The sequence below is a fragment of the Monashia sp. HAY1-5C genome, assembly GCF_056755255.1.
In genome coordinates this window covers 1-15,598 of record NZ_JBPGXG010000112.1, presented here as the reverse complement: position 1 = coordinate 15,598, position 15,598 = coordinate 1, and the positions used below count along the sequence as shown (strand labels likewise).

Sequence of the window (15,598 nt, the reverse complement as noted above, 5' to 3'; positions counted from 1 at the left end):
TCCGTCGTCGGCAGCGTCAGATGTGTATAAGAGACAGGCAGTGGCGCGCGCGGCGCTGGTCGGCAGGCCGGTGCGGTGACGCGGACGCGTCCGCCTAGGCTGGCGCGGTGACCCTCGCTTCCGGCATCGGCTCCTGGCCCGGCACGTCGGTCCGCGACGCGCTCCTTCAGGTGCGAGAGCTCCTCGACGGCCAGCTGCCCTACCTGCCCGAGCTGCCCGCGCGGGGCCCGGGCGCGGACATGGTCGGGCGCACCGCCGGGATGCTGGTCGAGCTTCCCGTCGACCTCCAGCCGGCAGGGTGGCGCCTCGTCGACCGGCCGGGCCGCGACGCCGGGCGCACCGCCGCGTTCCTGCGCGAGGACCTCGACGAGCTCGCCGAGGCCTTCGACGGCCACACCGGCCCCCTCAAGGTGCAGGTCGTCGGGCCGTGGACCCTCGCGGCGTCGCTCTGGCTGCCGCGCGGTGAGCGGGCCGTCGTCGACGACGGGGCCTGCCGCGACATCGTGGAGTCCCTCGCCGAGGGGCTGCGGGTGCACGTCGAGGCGGTCCGGCGACTCGTACCCGGTGCCGAGCTCGTCGTCCAGGTCGACGAACCGTCCCTGCCCACCGTCCTCGCCGGGCGTCTGCCCACCGTCTCGGGCTTCGGCCGGCTGCCCTCGCTCGACCCGCAGGTGGCCGAGGGCGGTCTGCGCACGGTCCTCGAGGCGGCAGGGGCGGTGGCCGGCGGCCGCACCGTCGTCCACTGCTGCGCCGTCGACCCGCCGCTGCCCCTCCTGCGGGCCGCGGGTGCCGCGAGCCTGTCGCTCGACACGAGCCTGCTCGGCCCGCGCGGGTGGGAGGGCGTCGCCGTCGCGGTCGAGGACGGCGTGCGGCTGCACGCGGGTGCGGTCCCGACCGACGGCTCCCGGTTGCGGGTCGCCGAGGTCACCGACCGTGTCGAGTCCGCGTGGCGGCGCGTCGGGCTACCGGTCGCCGACCTGGCCGACGTCGTCGTCAGCCCCGCGTGCGGGCTCGCCGGCGCAGCGCCGGACCTGGCCCGCCGCATCCAGCGGGCCGCCGTCGACGCGTCGCGCGAGCTGGCCGAACGCGCCGCCGGCTGACCGGAGGCGTCAGGACCTCAGAGGGCCGAGCCCTTGAGCCAGGTGCTCCAGCTGAGGTTCCAGTCGGCGTAGCCGTTGCCCATCGTCATGCCACGGTTGGTCCCCGTCGTCTCGACGACGTCACCGATGATCGTGTGCTCGTACATCCACTTGCCGTTGGCGTCGCTCATGCCGGTGCAGCCGTGGCTGACGTTGCGCTCGCCCTGGTCGGCGACCGACCACGGGGCGGTGTGGAGGAACTCGCCGGAGTTCGTGACGCGCATCGCGTACTTGACGGGGGTGTCGGCGTAGTAGTTGGGGTCGTCCTTCTTCAGGCCGATGGTCTCGGCGCGCATCGTGATGTTGGTCTGCTTGTCCATGATGACCTTGACACCCGACCGCGTCGTGAAGCCGGGGCGGCCGCCGGTGACGGGGATCCGCTTGGTCCACCGGCCGTTGATGTAGACGTCCATCTGGTCGGTCTTGAGGTTGACCTTGGCCACGAGGGCGCGACCGATGGTGAAGTCGGACGTGCGCGACATCTGGCCGAAGCGGTCGTTGCCCGCGGGGACACCGTTGAGGTCGGCCTCGACATGGACCTTCGTACCGGGCTTCCAGTACGTCTTCGGCCGCCAGTGCACCTCGGTCGAGCTGAGCCAGTACCACGAGCCGGACTGCGCCGGCTGCGTCGTGACCTTCATGTGCTTCTCGAAGCTGGCCTTGTCGGTGACGGGCAGGTCGAAGCGGACGACGACGGGCATGCCGATGCCAACCGTGCCGCCGTCACGGGGGGAGACCGCGACGTAGACCTGGTCGTCCAGGGAGAGGTCGGCCGTGCGGAACGTGCGGGTGACCTCGGTCGTCTGGCCGTCGGCGTCCTTGGCCTCGAGCTTGAGCGTGTACTTGACGCCGGGCTCGAGCAGGTCGCCCGCGGTCCACGTACCACCCGACAGGGTGCCGTCGACGGGGATGCGGTTGCCCTTCTTGCTCTTGTACGACAGGGTCGCCCCGGTCAGCGTGCCCTTCTGGGCGGAAGCCTTGACGCGGGTGTCGACGGCGACGTCGGTGGCGTCGTCGTCAGGTGTGGTCGTGAAGACGACGGCCTCGGTGGTCGGGCTGGGCGCGGCGTCGCTCGTCCGGCCCGGGGCGGAGGTTCCGGAGGCAGCCGGGTTGGTGTTGTCCGCCGTGGCCGAGGCGTTGCAGGCGGTGACGCCGAGCATGGCGAGGACCGCCAGGCCCGAGACGACGGCGGAACGGACGTTCGACTTCACGCGTGTGTACCCCTTGAGACGGTGCCGGCGTCCCCGGGGCGGAACGGGGACGGCACGTCGATAGTGACCCGCGACCAGTGTCGCCGAAACGGGGCGATACTCCAAAACGTGTGGCGAGTCCAGCGCCCGCGTGTCGCGAACGGCTCGGGAGGGCCGCTCCTGCGACGCGGCGGTCCGCGGCAGGACCGCTCAGGCGGGGGTCTGCGGACGCACCTCGCGCCGGAGGATCTTGCCCGTCGGCCCCTTCGGCAGCTCGGGCAGCAGCCACAGCCGGCGCGGGTACTTGTATGCCGCGAGCCGCTCCTTGACGTACGCCTGCACGTCGTCGAGCGTCGCCGTCGACCCGGGACGCAGCACGACGGCGGCTCCGACCTCCTCGCCCATGAGGTCGTCCGGTACGCCGACGACGGCCGCCTCGAGCACGTCGGGGTGCGTGTACAGCACCTCCTCGACCTCGCGCGGGTAGACGTTGAGGCCACCGCGGATGATGAGGTCCTTCTTGCGGTCGACGATCGTGAAGTAGCCCTCGTCGTCGACGGTCGCGAGGTCACCGGAGCGGAACCAGCCGTCGGGGATCGCCTCGGCCGTCGCGTCGGGCCGGTTCCAGTAGCCCTTCATGATGTTCTCGCCCCGGATCGCGATCTCGCCGATCTCGCCTGCCGGCGTGTCGTTGCCCTCGATGTCGACGAGCTTCATCTCGCACCCGGGGATGGCGCGGCCGATGGTGCCGGGCTTCGTCGGCTTGTCGGGCATGTTGAACGAGGCGACCGGGGAGGTCTCCGACAGCCCGTAGCCCTCGAGGATCCGGCAGCCGAACCTCTTCTCGAAGCTGCGCATCACCTCGGCAGGCATGGCGGACCCGCCGGACACGCAGGTGCGCAGGCTCGAGGTGTCCGCACGGTCGGCGTCGGGGTGGTTGAGGATCGCGGCGTACATCGTGGGCACGCCCTGGAAGATCGTCACGCGGTCACGGCCGATGACCTCGATCGCCTTGGCCGGGTCGAACCGGGGGATGAGGGTCAGGGTGCAGCCGCGCTGGACCGCGGTGTTGAGCCCGCACGTCAGCCCGAACACGTGGAACAGGGGCAGGCAGCCCATGATGACGTCGTCCTCGGTCATCTGCATGACGTCGCTCGCGGACACCTCGGCGTTGCGGTGCAGGTTGAAGTGGGTCAGCTCGGCGCCCTTCGGCTTGCCCGTCGTGCCGCTGGTGTAGAGGATCACCGCCGTGTCGTCGTCGGCGCGGTCCACCGGGTCGGTCAGCGGCGGCGCTGCGTCCAGCTGGCCCTCGGCCGGGCCCATCGGACCGCACAGGACGACGCGGGTGCCGGTCTCGGCGGCCGCCTTGCCCGCCTCCTCGGCGAAGTCGGGCCAGACGAGGCTGAGCCCGGCACCGCTGTCCTCGTAGTAGTACTGGATCTCGCCGGCCTTGAGGAGCGGGTTCATCGGCACGACGACGCCGCCGGCGAGAAGGGTCCCGTAGAACGCGACGGGGTAGGCCGGCACGTTCGGCAGGATGAGGCTGACGCGGTCGCCGGGTTCGAGCCCTGCGGCACGCAGCTGCCCGGCCACCTGACCGGCTGCCGCGAGCAGCGCCGACCATGTCACCTCGAGCTGGTCGAGCTTGATCCCCGTCTTGTCGGGAAGCCGACCGGCGGTGGCGACGAGGGCGGCGGCGAGGTTGGTCATCGGTGCTCCTTTGCAGCGCAGGCGTGCCGCCATTGTTACCCGCCGGTCCGTCGCTGAACAGGGCTTCGGCTGGGCTGTGGGCGTCGTCTCGTGCGCAGCCCCCTGGCGTGCCGTGACCCCTGGCGTGTCGCACCCGGCTGGCAGGATGGGCGGGTGAGCGACACCACCGGAAAGACCGCCGGCTCGACGCCGGTCACCGACGACGTCCCCACCACGATCCACCAGGAGTGGACCGAGCTCGCCGAGGAGGCGTCCGCCGCCCAGTTCGCCTACCACGTCAAGGACGCGCCGACGATCAGCGACGGCGAGTACGACTCGATCATGCGGCGCCTCAACGCGATCGAGGACGAGTACCCGTCGCTGCGGACGCCCGAGAGCCCGACCCAGAACGTCGGCGGTGCCGCGTTCGCCACGGGGTTCGAGACCGTCGACCACCTCGAGCGGATGCTCAGCCTGGACAACGCGTTCTCCTTCGAGGAGCTGCGGGTCTGGGCCGAGCGCGTCGAGCGGGAGGTCGGCACCGGCGCCCACTTCCTCACCGAGCTCAAGATCGACGGGCTGGCCGTCAACCTGCTCTACGAGGGCGGACGGCTGACCCGGGCGCTGACCCGCGGCGACGGGCGCACCGGCGAGGACGTCACGAACAACGTACGCACCATCGCCACGATCCCCGAGCGACTCTCGGGCGACGCCGTCCCCGACCTCGTCGAGGTGCGCGGCGAGGTGTTCTTCCCGGTCCTCGCCTTCGCCGACCTCAACGCGGCCCTCGTCGAGGCGGGCAAGGCGCCGTTCGCCAACCCGCGCAACGCCGCCGCCGGCTCGCTGCGGCAGAAGGACCCCAAGGTCACCGCCTCGCGGCCACTGCGGATGCTCGTCCACGGCATCGGGGCACGCCGGGGGTTCGACGTGTCCCGGCAGAGCGAGGCCTACGAGCGCATGCGCTCGTGGGGCCTGCCGACGTCCGACCAGGTGCGGGTGCTGCCCGACGTCGACGCCGTGGAGGAGTTCGTCACCTACCACGGCGAGCACCGCCACGACGGCCTCCACGAGATCGACGGCATCGTCGTCAAGGTCGACGAGGTCCCCCTCCAGCGCCAGCTGGGGTCCACCTCGCGGGCACCACGGTGGGCCATCGCCTTCAAGTACCCGCCGGAGGAGGTCAACACCAAGCTGCTCGACATCCGCGTCAACGTCGGGCGCACGGGCCGGGTGACTCCCTACGGCGTCATGGAGCCGGTCGTCGTGGCGGGCTCCACCGTCGAGCAGGCGACCCTCCACAACATGCACGAGGTCAGGCGCAAGGGTGTCCTCATCGGAGACACCGTCGTGCTGCGCAAGGCCGGCGACGTCATCCCCGAGATCGTCGGACCCGTCGTCGACCTGCGCGACGGGTCCGAGCGCGAGTTCGTCATGCCGACGCACTGCCCTTCCTGCGGCACCGTGCTCGCGCCCGAGAAGGAGGGGGACAAGGACATCCGCTGCCCCAACTCCCGCGCCTGCCCGAGCCAGCTGCGCGAGCGGGTCTTCGGTCTGGCCTCGCGTGGCGGCCTCGACATCGAGGCCCTCGGCTGGGAGGCCTCGATCGCGCTGACCGACCCCGAGTTCGACCGGCCCGACGAGGCCGACGCCGAGGGCGTCCCGCGCTCCGAGCCGGTGCTGCCCGGCGAGGCGGGCCTGTTCGACCTGAGGCCCGAGGACCTGCGCGACGTCACCGTCTGGCGACGGCGCAAGGTCAAGGGCGTGCCCGGGCCGTGGCAGAAGGAGCTGTACTTCTTCACCAAGCCCACCGCGAAGGTGCCGTCGAAACCGCGCGCCAACACCGAGGTGCTCTTCGCCGAGCTCGAGAAGGCCAAGACGCAGCCGCTGTGGCGGGTGCTCGTCGCGCTGTCCATCCGCCACGTCGGACCCACCGCCGCCCGCGCGCTCGCCTCGCACTTCCGGTCGATGGACGCCATCCGCGCGGCTGCGCGCGAGGAGCTGGCCGAGGTCGAGGGCGTCGGCGGTGTCATCGCGGACGCCGTCATCGACTGGTTCGCGGTGGACTGGCACCGCGAGATCGTCGAGCGCTGGGCCGCAGCAGGGGTGCGCATGCGGGACGAGGTGGACGCCTCGGCCCCGCGGACGCTCGAGGGCAAGACGGTCGTCGTCACCGGCTCGCTCGAGGGGTTCTCCCGGGATGAGACCAAGGAGGCGATCATCAGCCGCGGCGGCAAGGCGGCCGGCTCGGTCTCGAAGAAGACCGACTTCGTCGTCGTCGGCGCCAACGCCGGGTCGAAGGCCGCCAAGGCCGAGGAGCTCGGCCTACCGGTCCTCGACGAGGACGGTTTCCGACGGCTCCTCGAGACGGGCTCGCCCGACTGACCAGGCCTCGGCCTCGCTGCCCACGGCACGGTTCTCGAAGGCGGGTTGCTCGGGTGAGCTGGGGCCATGGACGGCGCAATCGACTTGTCGCTCAACGACGTTCGGATGTGCATAGCTCTTGTCCGCAAGGCCCCGCTGACGTAGAATCGAACACATGTTCGATGGCGCGCTTCGGTGTTCGTGGAGTCGCAGGCCGACGTGGCCCAGCGGTGGCGCGAGCGGGCCGAGGAGTGCTCTGCGACGGGGGATTTCGAAGGATGGCGCACTGCGCGTGACGAAGCCCGCCTGGCGTCGGTCGCAGAGGAGCCAGGGGGAAGCGACGGGGCAGTGTCGCGACGGGATGCCCGGGCACGCCGTGGTGTGCGTCGTGACTCCTTGCGCAGCGTGGCCGGTCAGGTGGCGCTGGCGCGCCGTGAGTTGCCGGCCCGTGGGAGCCAGCACGTGCGCCTCGCCCTGCGGCTGCGCCGGGAGATGCCGGAGACCTTCGCGGCGTTGGAGCGGGGCGAGCTCACCGAGTGGCGGGCCTCGATCGTCGCCCGCGAGACCGACGGCCTCGACGAGGTCCAGCGTCGGCACGTCGACGCCGAGGTCGTGGGCCGGCTCGGTGATCGGCTGGGGTCTCTCGGTGACCGTGAGCTCATGCGTCTCGTGCGCGCCGCTGCCTACCGGACCGATCCCACCGCGGTGCTGGCCCGCAGCGCGAAGGCAGCGTCCGAACGACGCGTCACCATCCGCCCCGCGCCCGACACGATGGCCTACCTCACCGCCTTGCTGCCGGTCGCCCAGGCGGTGGCGACGCACGCGGCCCTGACGACAGCCGCCGACACGGCCCGGGCGGCCGGTGACGAACGGGGCAAGGGCCAGGTGATGGCCGACGAGCTCGTGGTCCGGCTGACCGGGCAGCGGCGAGCCGCTGACGTAGCGGTCGAGGTGCAGCTCGTCATGACGGACCGCGCCCTTTTCGCCGGTGACGACGTGCCGGCGCAGCTCGCCGGGTACGGCTCCGTGCCCGCCACGTGGGCCCGTCGCCTCCTCGAGATGCCGGGGCTCGACGATCGGGCCGACGGCGACGCGGCGCGCTCCCGTGCCTGGGTGCGTCGCCTCTACACCGACCCGACCGCGTCCGAGCTCGTCGCCATGGACTCCGCCCGCCGCACCTTCGACGGTGGCCTTCGCCGCTTCCTCCTCGCCCGCGACGGCGGCGTCTGCCGGACACCGTGGTGCGACGCCCCCGTTCGTCACCTCGACCACGTCGAGGACCATGCGTCGGGCGGCCCGACCAGTGCCGCCAACGGCCAGGGACTCTGCGTGCGGTGCAACCACACCAAGCAGCTGCCGGGCTGGAGCGCCGCGGCCGGTGCGGTCTCGGGGCAGCGGGCCGGGCCCCACCGGGTCCTCACCACCACGCCGACCGGGCACTCGTACGAGTCCCTTGCACCCCCGCTCGTCCCGGGTCACGTGCCCGATCTGCGCAGCGCCCTCGAGCGTCACCTCGAGGTGCTCCTCCTCGACGCCGCCTGAGCCGACGAGGACCGGAGGCGGGTGGGGTGGGTGCCCGGCGGGGGGTGACGCTCGGGCGTGGCTCAGGCGCGTTCTCATGTGGGCCCGCACCACAGAACCGGGGCAGGTGTGTGGGTACCCACCGTCCTTTCGCACCACGGTCCTCCTAGGCTTTCGGGAAGTCTCCCCGGTTGCCGTCAGCAGCCGTTCAGGCAGAGGGAGGCGGTCGGCCATCGGCACGACGCCGGCCACCGCAGCGCGACGCACGAGGAGGTGCAGGTCTTGACGGGTACCCCGTTGCTCGAGACCAGGGCCCTGACCAAGGAGTTCCGGGGGTTCACGGCGGTGTCCCGCGTGGACCTGTCCGTCGAGCGCGGCACGGTCCATGCGCTCGTCGGGCCCAACGGCGCGGGCAAGACGACGCTGTTCAACCTCCTCACCGGGTTCCTCACCCCGACCTCGGGCACCGTCCTCTTCGACGGCCTGGACGTCACCGGCAAGGCCCCCGAGCAGATCGCTCCGCTCGGCATCGCCCGGTCCTTCCAGATCACGAGCCTCTTCGAGCAGATGACCCTGCGCGAGCACCTCGAGCTCGCCCTCGCCGGCCCCACCGGGATGGGGCGGCAGTGGTGGCGCTCGGTCAGGCGCCTGGCCGTCTTCAAGGACCGCGCCACCGAGCTGCTCGCGCAGGTCGGACTCGCCGACCTCGCGGGCGCCCCGGCCGCCTCGCTCGCCTACGGACAGAAGCGCGCGCTCGAGCTGGCGATCGCACTCGCGCTCGACCCGAAGCTGCTCCTCCTCGACGAGCCGACCGCCGGCATGGGGATCGAGGACGTCGACCGCACCATCGCGCTCGTCAAGTCGCTGGCCGTCGGGCGCACGGTTGTCTTCGTCGACCACAACATGCACGTCGTCGGGTCCCTCGCCGACCGCGTCACGGTCCTCCAGTCCGGTCAGGTGCTCGCCGAGGGCCCCTACGAAGAGGTCCGTGCCGACGAGCGCGTCGTCTCCGCGTATCTCGGAGCAACCCATGAGTGAGCCCGTCACGGCCGCCGCGCCCACGCCCGCCGCCCCGGACCGGACCGGCCCGGAGGCGTCCGCGGGGCACGTGCTCGACGTCGCCGGCCTCTCGGCGTGGTACGGCGAGGCCCGGGTCCTGCGCGAGGTCTCCGTCGGCGTCGGCGCGGGAGAGGTCGTCACGCTCGTCGGGCGCAACGGGGCCGGCAAGACGACCCTGCTCCGCTCGGTGATGGGCCTGCACCGGCACGTCGAAGGGACCGTCACCTTCGACGGCGCCGACCTGACGAAGCGCCCGGCCGACGTCAGGGCCAGGGCGGGCCTCGGCTGGGTGCCCGACGACCGCGGCATCTACGCCGGTCTCACGGTGGCCGAGAACCTCCTCCTGCCTCCGGTCGTCCATCCCGACGCGTGGTCCCTCGAGAAGGTCTACGAGCTCTTTCCCGTCCTGCACGAGCGTCGCGACTTCCCCGGCACGAGGCTCTCCGGTGGCGAGCAGCAGATGCTCGCCATGGCCCGGGTGCTGCGGATGGGGTCGCGCCTGCTGCTGCTCGACGAGCCGAGCGAGGGCCTGGCGCCGGTCATCGTCCACCGCATCGGAGAGATCATCCGCGAGATCAAGGGCCAGGGCGTCGGCGTCCTCCTCGTCGAGCAGAACGTCACCTTCGCCTCCACCGTCGCGGACCGGCACTACCTGCTCGCGCAGGGCGAGGTCGTCGAGCACCTCGACAACGACGAGTTCCGCGCCCGGGAGAGCGAGCTGCTCACCCACCTCGGGATGTGACCCACTCCGTCCGCGCGCCCCGAAGCCACCGCCACCGCGTCGCCCCCGAAGCATCCCCGAAGCACCCCCGAAGCACTCACGCACACCCAGACACACCCGACGTCACCCCAGGAGGGGACATGCGTAGCAGGAAGACCCACGCATCGCTGGCCGTCGCGGCCTCGGCCTCGCTCGCGCTCGCCGCGTGCGGGCAGGGCGGCCCCCAGTCCGGCGGCTCGAGCAAGCTCACCGACGACAAGGTCGTCATCGGCCTGCTCAACGACCAGTCCGGTGTCTACAAGGATCTCTCCGGCCCCAACTCGAAGGTCGCCATCCAGCTGGCCATCGACGACTACAAGGCCAAGTACGGTGACAAGGCCGTGGCCAAGGACGTCGAGATCGTCACGGCCGACCACCAGAACAAGGCGGACGTCGCCAACTCCAAGGCGCAGGAGATGTACGACCGCCAGAAGGCCGACATCATCCTCGACGTGCCGAACTCCGCAGCCGGCCTGGCCGTGGCCACGCAGGCCAAGAACAAGAAGAAGCTCTACATCAACATCGGCGCCGGCACGACGGCCCTGACCGGTGCCCAGTGCAACACGTACACGTTCCACTGGGCCTACAACACCGCCGCCCTGGCACGCGGCACGGCCGGCACCATCACGAAGGCCGGCGGAACGTCGTGGAACATCGTCTACCCCGACTACGCCTTCGGCCAGGACATGAACAAGTCCTTCACCAAGGAGATCCAGGCCGCGGGCGGCACGGTCGGGCAGTCGATCGCCTCGCCGTTCCCGAGCGACAACTTCGCGACGTTCATCACCAAGGCGGGCGAGGGCAACCCCAAGGTCATCGGGTCGATGCACGCGGGCGGCGACCTCATCAACTTCGTCAAGCAGTTCAACCAGAGCCCCCTCAAGGGCAAGGTCCAGCTGGCCGTCGGCCTGATGTTCATCACCGACATCCACTCGCTCGGCGTCGACCAGTTCGCCGGCACGCAGTTCACCGACGCGTGGTACTGGAACTTCGACGAGCAGAACAAGAAGTGGGCCGACCGCTTCAAGGAGAAGACGAACACCCGTCCGTCCTTCGCCCACGCCGCCAACTACTCGGCCGCACTGAACTACCTCGAGGCGGTCCAGGCGGCCGGCACCGACGACGCGGACGCCGTCGTCGCCAAGCTCGAGGGCAAGAGGATCGACGACGTGTTCCTCCGCAACGGCGAGGTGCGCAAGGCCGACCACGCCGTCATCCACGACATGTACCTCGCGAAGGTCAAGGCCTCGGCGCCCGAGGAGTGGGACTACGAGGACATCGTCAAGACGATCCCCGCGGCCGAGGCGTACGGCCCTGCCAACGCCGACTGCAAGATGGGCTGAATGAGCCTGCGCGATGAGTGAATTCGTCCAGTACACCCTGCAAGGCCTCGCGGCGGGCGGCTTCTACGCGCTGTCGGCCCTCGGTCTTGCGGTCATCTTCGGCGTCCTCGGCGTCGTCAACTTCTCGCACGGCGCCTGCTACATGCTCGGGGCCGTCATCTCCGCCGTGCTGCTCGCCGAGCTGCACGTCGGGTTCTGGGTGGCGATCGTCGTCGTCCCGGTCCTGATGTTCCTCTTCGGCGTGCTCATGGAGCGGCTCCTCGTGCGCTGGCTCCTCGCGCTCGACCCGCTCTACAACTTCCTGCTCACGTTCGGCCTCACCCTCATCCTCGTCGAGGCCGTCAAGCAGAGGTACGGCGTCTCGGGCCTGCCCTACGAGATCCCGTCCGGCCTCGGCGGCCAGGTCACGATCGGCAGCGTCAACCTCTCGGCCTACGCGATCTTCGCCTGCGTGTTCAGCGTCGTCGTCTGCGGCGCCGTCGGCCTGCTGCTGACGCGCACCCGCATCGGCATGATCGTGCGGGCGGCCACCGAGGACGCCGAGCGGACGCGCGCCCTCGGCATCAACGTCGGGCGCTTCGTCACCCCGGTGTTCGGGTTCGGCATCGCCCTCGCCGGGCTCGCCGGCGTGCTCGCCGCACCGACACGGGCCATCACCGCCGAGATGGGCAGCACCTTCATCATCATCCTGTTCGCCGTCGTCGTCATCGGCGGCCTCGGCTCGATCCTCGGAGCCGTCGTCGGCGGGTTCCTCGTCGGGCTCGTCGAGGCCTACGGCGTCGCCTACGCCCCCGCGTTCGCCCAGATCGTCATCTTCGTCCTCATGGCGGTCGTCGTCCTCGTCCGGCCCTCCGGGCTCTTCGGACGGGAGGAGTTCGCATGAGCACCCAGCTGACCGGCAAGGTCGACGTCGACCTGGCCCAGCCCTCGATCCTGTCGCGCCGCAGCCCGGTCCGGTACCTGCTGCTCCTGGCCGGCCTGGCGGTCCTCGTGCTGCTGCCCTACTGGGTCTACCCGCCCGTCGCGATGGACATCCTGTGCTGGGGCCTGTTCGCCATCAGCGTCGACCTGCTCCTGGGGTTCACCGGTCTGCTCAGCTTCGGGCACGCCGCGTTCTGGGGCGGCTCGGCGTACTGCACCGGCCTCATCGCGGTCCACTGGGGCGTGCCCTTCCCCGTCGCCGTGCTCGGCGGCGCGGTGTTCTCGATGCTCATCGCCTGGCCGATCGGCTACCTGTCGGTGCGCCGCACCGGCATCTACTTCGCCATGGTGACGCTCGCCTTCGCCCAGATGCTGTACTTCATCGCCAACCAGGCCCGGTCCCTGACAGGGGGAGAGAACGGCCTGCAGGGCATCCCGAAGCGGTTCTTCGGCATCGAGCCCGTCGAGACCGACTCGTTCTACTTCTACTACGCCGGTGCGGCGATCATCCTCGTCGGGCTGCTCCTGGCCTGGCGCGTCGTCAACTCGCCCTTCGGGCGCGTCCTGACCGCCGTGCGCGACAACCCGGCCCGTGCTCGCGCCCTCGGCTACGACGTCGAGGCCTACAAGATCACGGCGTTCGTCCTCTCGGCCGGCCTGGCCGGGCTCGCCGGTGGCGTCTTCGCGATCAGCCACCAGTTCGCCTCGCTCCAGGAGCTGATGTGGACGACGTCGGGCAAGGTCGTGCTCATCACGGTCCTCGGTGGCATCGGCACGCTCTGGGGTGGGCTGGTCGGCGCCGCGGTCGTCGTCGTCCTCGAGGACTACCTCGCGAGCTCGGGCTTCGAGGGGATCGGCCTCATCACCGGCACGATCTTCGTCGTCATCGTCCTGCTGTTCCGCCACGGGGTCTGGGGCACCGGGCGCAACCTCGTGCGCACCTACGTCCTCGACCGACGCCGCAGCCGCCGGAGCTGACGCGGCGCGTGACCGTGGGGCCTCGGCTCAGTGCGCGCCAAGGGTGAGCAGCCGGCGCACGACGCGGCCGACGACGAGCCAGGCGATCGCGCCGAGGCCCCAGTTGACGACGGCGTTCTTGACCGTCGCGCCCTCGCCGGTGAAGTGCTTGACGCCGGTCTCTCGCCCGAAGACGCCGAGGTCCAGCACGTCGGCGGCCTTGAGCACCCACTCGACGAGCGCGTTGCGGGTGTTCGCCTCCGCGACGACGAGCACGAGCCCGAGCAGCAGCACACCGGCCGCCACGAGCGCGGCGGTCCACGCGAGCGAGCCGAGGCCCGTGCGGGCGTGGTCGAACCCGCGGCGGCCCGTGCCGGCGGCCGCGCGCAGCACCTGGACGACGCCCCGACCGTCGCTGCCGTCCCCGCGCAGGCGACGCAGGTGCGCGCGGCTCCGGGCGGCCCGGGGAGCCACCGCGTCGGGGGCGGCGGGCGCCACGCCCCCGACACGGGTGGGCTCCGAGGGGGGAGCGGCGTCTGGGGTGGAGGTGCTGGTCGGACTCGTCATCGGGGTCTCCTCGGGTACCGGTCTGCCAGGGACAACGAGCCACCACGGCCCGAGGACACGGCCGCCCGGGCAGCAGTCCGGCCGCAGTCCCGCAGGAGTCCGGCAGCTGCTCGGCATCAGCCCGGCAGCAGCCCGGGCGGCCGGGAACGCGTGCCCGGCCCACCACCGGCGACCCATAGACTGACCCGCATGTCCTCCCTGTCCCGCGACGACGTAGCCCACCTCGCCGGCCTCGCCCGGATCGAGCTGTCCGAGGCGGAGCTCGACCGCATGGTCGGCGAGCTCTCGGTGATCCTCGACTCCGTGGCCAAGGTCCAGCAGGCCCCGACCGAGGGCGTCGCCCCGATGTCGCACCCGATGCCGCTGACGAACGTCACGCGTCCCGACGTCGTCCGGCCGAGCCTGACGCCGCAGGAGGCCCTCTCCGGCGCGCCGGAGGCCGAGCAGCAGCGCTTCTCCGTGCCGCGGATCCTCGACGAGGACTGACCCCTCCCCGGCGCGGCCCGCCGGCCAGTCCGCCCGACGGGCACCCGCGCCCGGCCCGAGCCCCCCGACCACTCCACCCGCAGCGACGACGAAGGCACTGACGTGACCGACCTGCCATCCGACCTGACCCGCGCCACCGCGTCCGCGCTGGCGCAGGCCCTCGCGGCCTCGACGATCTCCTCCGAGGAGGTCACCCGGGCTCACCTCGACCGCATCGCGGCCGTCGACGGGCAGGTGCACTCCTACCTGCACGTCGACGCCGACGGCGCCCTCGACCAGGCGCGTGCCGTCGACGCCCGACGCCTGGCCGGCGAGAGCCTCGGCGCGCTCGCGGGTGTGCCGATCGCCGTCAAGGACGTCATGACGACCAAGGGCCTGCCGACGACGTGCGGCAGCAGGATCCTCGAGGGCTGGGTGCCGCCGTACGACGCCACGGTGGTGACGAAGCTGCGCGGGGCCGGCCTGCCGATCCTCGGCAAGACCAACATGGACGAGTTCGCCATGGGCTCCTCGACGGAGCACTCGGCCTACGGCCCCTCGCGCAACCCGTGGGACCTCGACCGCATCCCCGGCGGCTCCGGTGGTGGCTCCAGCTCGGTCCTGGCCTCGTTCCAGGCGCCCCTCGCCACGGGCACCGACACCGGCGGCTCGATCCGCCAGCCGGCCGCGGTGACGGCGACCGTCGGCACGAAGCCGACCTACGGCGGCGTCTCGCGCTACGGCCTCGTGGCCCTCGCGAGCTCGCTCGACCAGGCCGGCCCGTGCGGCCGCACCGTCCTCGACACCGCGCTGCTGCACGCCGTGATGGGCGGCCACGACCCGATGGACTCCACGTCCATCGACGCCCCCGTGCCGCCCGTCGTCGAGGCAGCCCGGCGCGCCGACGTCACGGGCCTGCGCGTCGGCGTCGTCAAGGAGCTCGGCGGGGAGGGCTACCAGCCGGGCGTCCGCGCCCGCTTCGACGAGTCGGTCCGGCTCCTCGAGGAGCTCGGCGCCGAGGTCGTGGAGGTCAGCTGCCCGAACTTCGACTACGCGCTCGCCGCCTACTACCTCATCCTCCCCAGCGAGGCGAGCTCGAACCTGGCCAAGTTCGACGCCATGCGCTACGGCCTGCGCGTCGCCCCCGACGGCGTCGCCGACCCGAGCGCCGAGCAGGTCATGGCCGCGACGCGCGACGCGGGCTTCGGCCCCGAGGTCAAGCGCCGGATCATCCTCGGCACCTACGCGCTGAGCTCGGGCTACTACGACGCCTACTACGGCTCGGCGCAGAAGGTCCGCGCCCTCATCGCGCAGGACTTCTCTCGCGCGTTCGAGACCGTCGACGTCCTCGTCAGCCCCACAGCGCCGACGACGGCGTTCCGTCTCGGCGACAAGCTCGAGGACCCGATGGCCATGTACCTCAACGACATCGCGACGATCCCGGCCAACCTGGCCGGTGTGCCCGGCATGTCCGTGCCCGCGGGCCTGGCCGACGAGGACGGTCTGCCGGTCGGCATCCAGGTGCTCGCGCCCGCGATGCGGGACGAGCGCCTCTACACCGTGGGCGCGGCCCTCGAGGCGGCGCTCGTCGACCGTTGGGGTGGCCCCATCCTCGACCGCGCGCCC

At 71.6% G+C, this 15,598-nt stretch carries 13 protein-coding genes; 10 read left to right on the top strand and 3 right to left on the bottom strand.

Translation table 11 applies throughout. The annotated features are described in order from the left end of the window. Positions 1-107 precede the first annotated feature (107 nt). The gene (locus tag ACR9ZK_RS15975; RefSeq protein WP_481342940.1) at positions 108-1,100 is read left to right on the top strand and encodes a uroporphyrinogen decarboxylase/cobalamine-independent methonine synthase family protein; all 993 of its coding nucleotides are present in this window, start codon (positions 108-110) and stop codon (positions 1,098-1,100) included. Positions 1,101-1,117: 17 nt separating this feature from the next. On the opposite strand, the gene ACR9ZK_RS15970 is transcribed toward ACR9ZK_RS15975, so the two are convergent. Together ACR9ZK_RS15970 and ACR9ZK_RS15965 are read right to left on the bottom strand one after the other, a co-directional pair. Further along, positions 1,118-2,350 carry a L,D-transpeptidase gene (locus ACR9ZK_RS15970; protein ID WP_481342939.1) on the bottom strand — a complete coding sequence of 411 codons (1,233 nt, stop codon included), beginning with the start codon at positions 2,348-2,350 and terminating at the stop codon, positions 1,118-1,120. 189 nt (positions 2,351-2,539) lie between these two features. Further along, a complete protein-coding gene (locus ACR9ZK_RS15965; RefSeq protein WP_481342938.1) occupies positions 2,540-4,039 on the bottom strand; it encodes a long-chain-fatty-acid--CoA ligase in 1,500 nt (499 codons plus the stop codon). A 153-nt stretch (positions 4,040-4,192) separates the two neighbouring features. On the opposite strand from ACR9ZK_RS15965, the gene ligA reads away from it, so the two are divergent. The 7 genes from ligA (at position 4,193) to ACR9ZK_RS15930 (ending at position 12,961) form a co-directional block, all read left to right on the top strand. Then, positions 4,193-6,400, top strand: a complete 2,208-nt coding sequence (ligA, locus tag ACR9ZK_RS15960) for an NAD-dependent DNA ligase LigA (RefSeq protein ID WP_481342937.1) — start codon at positions 4,193-4,195, stop codon at positions 6,398-6,400. A 174-nt stretch (positions 6,401-6,574) separates the two neighbouring features. Further along, positions 6,575-7,921 carry an HNH endonuclease gene (locus ACR9ZK_RS15955; RefSeq protein WP_481342936.1) on the top strand — a complete coding sequence of 449 codons (1,347 nt, stop codon included), beginning with the start codon at positions 6,575-6,577 and terminating at the stop codon, positions 7,919-7,921. A 261-nt stretch (positions 7,922-8,182) separates the two neighbouring features. Next, on the top strand, positions 8,183-8,938 hold the full coding sequence (locus ACR9ZK_RS15950; protein WP_481342935.1) for an ABC transporter ATP-binding protein: 756 nt from the start codon (positions 8,183-8,185) through the stop codon (positions 8,936-8,938). Continuing rightward, a complete protein-coding gene (locus ACR9ZK_RS15945; RefSeq protein WP_481342934.1) occupies positions 8,931-9,701 on the top strand; it encodes an ABC transporter ATP-binding protein in 771 nt (256 codons plus the stop codon). The genes ACR9ZK_RS15950 and ACR9ZK_RS15945 overlap by 8 nt, the downstream gene beginning before the upstream one ends. A gap of 119 nt (positions 9,702-9,820) precedes the next feature. After that, positions 9,821-11,062, top strand: coding sequence for an ABC transporter substrate-binding protein (locus ACR9ZK_RS15940; RefSeq protein ID WP_481342933.1), 1,242 nt, complete (start codon positions 9,821-9,823; stop codon positions 11,060-11,062). A 13-nt stretch (positions 11,063-11,075) separates the two neighbouring features. Continuing rightward, on the top strand, positions 11,076-11,945 hold the full coding sequence (locus ACR9ZK_RS15935; protein WP_481342932.1) for a branched-chain amino acid ABC transporter permease: 870 nt from the start codon (positions 11,076-11,078) through the stop codon (positions 11,943-11,945). Further along, a complete protein-coding gene (locus ACR9ZK_RS15930; RefSeq protein ID WP_481342931.1) occupies positions 11,942-12,961 on the top strand; it encodes a branched-chain amino acid ABC transporter permease in 1,020 nt (339 codons plus the stop codon). Before ACR9ZK_RS15935 ends, ACR9ZK_RS15930 begins: the two co-directional genes overlap by 4 nt. 27 nt (positions 12,962-12,988) lie before the next feature. On the opposite strand, the gene ACR9ZK_RS15925 is transcribed toward ACR9ZK_RS15930, so the two are convergent. Next, positions 12,989-13,507, bottom strand: coding sequence for a hypothetical protein (locus ACR9ZK_RS15925; protein ID WP_481342930.1), 519 nt, complete (start codon positions 13,505-13,507; stop codon positions 12,989-12,991). A gap of 189 nt (positions 13,508-13,696) precedes the next feature. On the opposite strand from ACR9ZK_RS15925, the gene gatC reads away from it, so the two are divergent. Both gatC and gatA read left to right on the top strand, forming a co-directional pair. Further along, a complete protein-coding gene (gene gatC / locus ACR9ZK_RS15920) occupies positions 13,697-13,993 on the top strand; it encodes an Asp-tRNA(Asn)/Glu-tRNA(Gln) amidotransferase subunit GatC (protein WP_481342929.1) in 297 nt (98 codons plus the stop codon). Positions 13,994-14,104: 111 nt separating this feature from the next. After that, a partial coding sequence (gene gatA, locus ACR9ZK_RS15915; RefSeq protein ID WP_481342941.1) for an Asp-tRNA(Asn)/Glu-tRNA(Gln) amidotransferase subunit GatA occupies positions 14,105-15,598 on the top strand: 1,494 nt, incomplete at its 3' end.

Excerpts from the sequence above, each read along its gene's own strand:
- ACR9ZK_RS15940 (WP_481342933.1), top strand. The coding sequence starts at position 9,821 with ATGCGTAGCAGGAAGACCCACGCATCGCTGGCCGTCGCGGCCTCGGCC.
- ACR9ZK_RS15925 (WP_481342930.1), bottom strand. The coding sequence starts at position 13,507 with ATGACGAGTCCGACCAGCACCTCCACCCCAGACGCCGCTCCCCCCTCG.
- ACR9ZK_RS15965 (WP_481342938.1), bottom strand. The coding sequence starts at position 4,039 with ATGACCAACCTCGCCGCCGCCCTCGTCGCCACCGCCGGTCGGCTTCCC.
- ACR9ZK_RS15930 (WP_481342931.1), top strand. The coding sequence starts at position 11,942 with ATGAGCACCCAGCTGACCGGCAAGGTCGACGTCGACCTGGCCCAGCCC.
- gatC (WP_481342929.1), top strand. The coding sequence starts at position 13,697 with ATGTCCTCCCTGTCCCGCGACGACGTAGCCCACCTCGCCGGCCTCGCC.
- ACR9ZK_RS15945 (WP_481342934.1), top strand. The coding sequence starts at position 8,931 with ATGAGTGAGCCCGTCACGGCCGCCGCGCCCACGCCCGCCGCCCCGGAC.
- ACR9ZK_RS15935 (WP_481342932.1), top strand. The coding sequence starts at position 11,076 with ATGAGTGAATTCGTCCAGTACACCCTGCAAGGCCTCGCGGCGGGCGGC.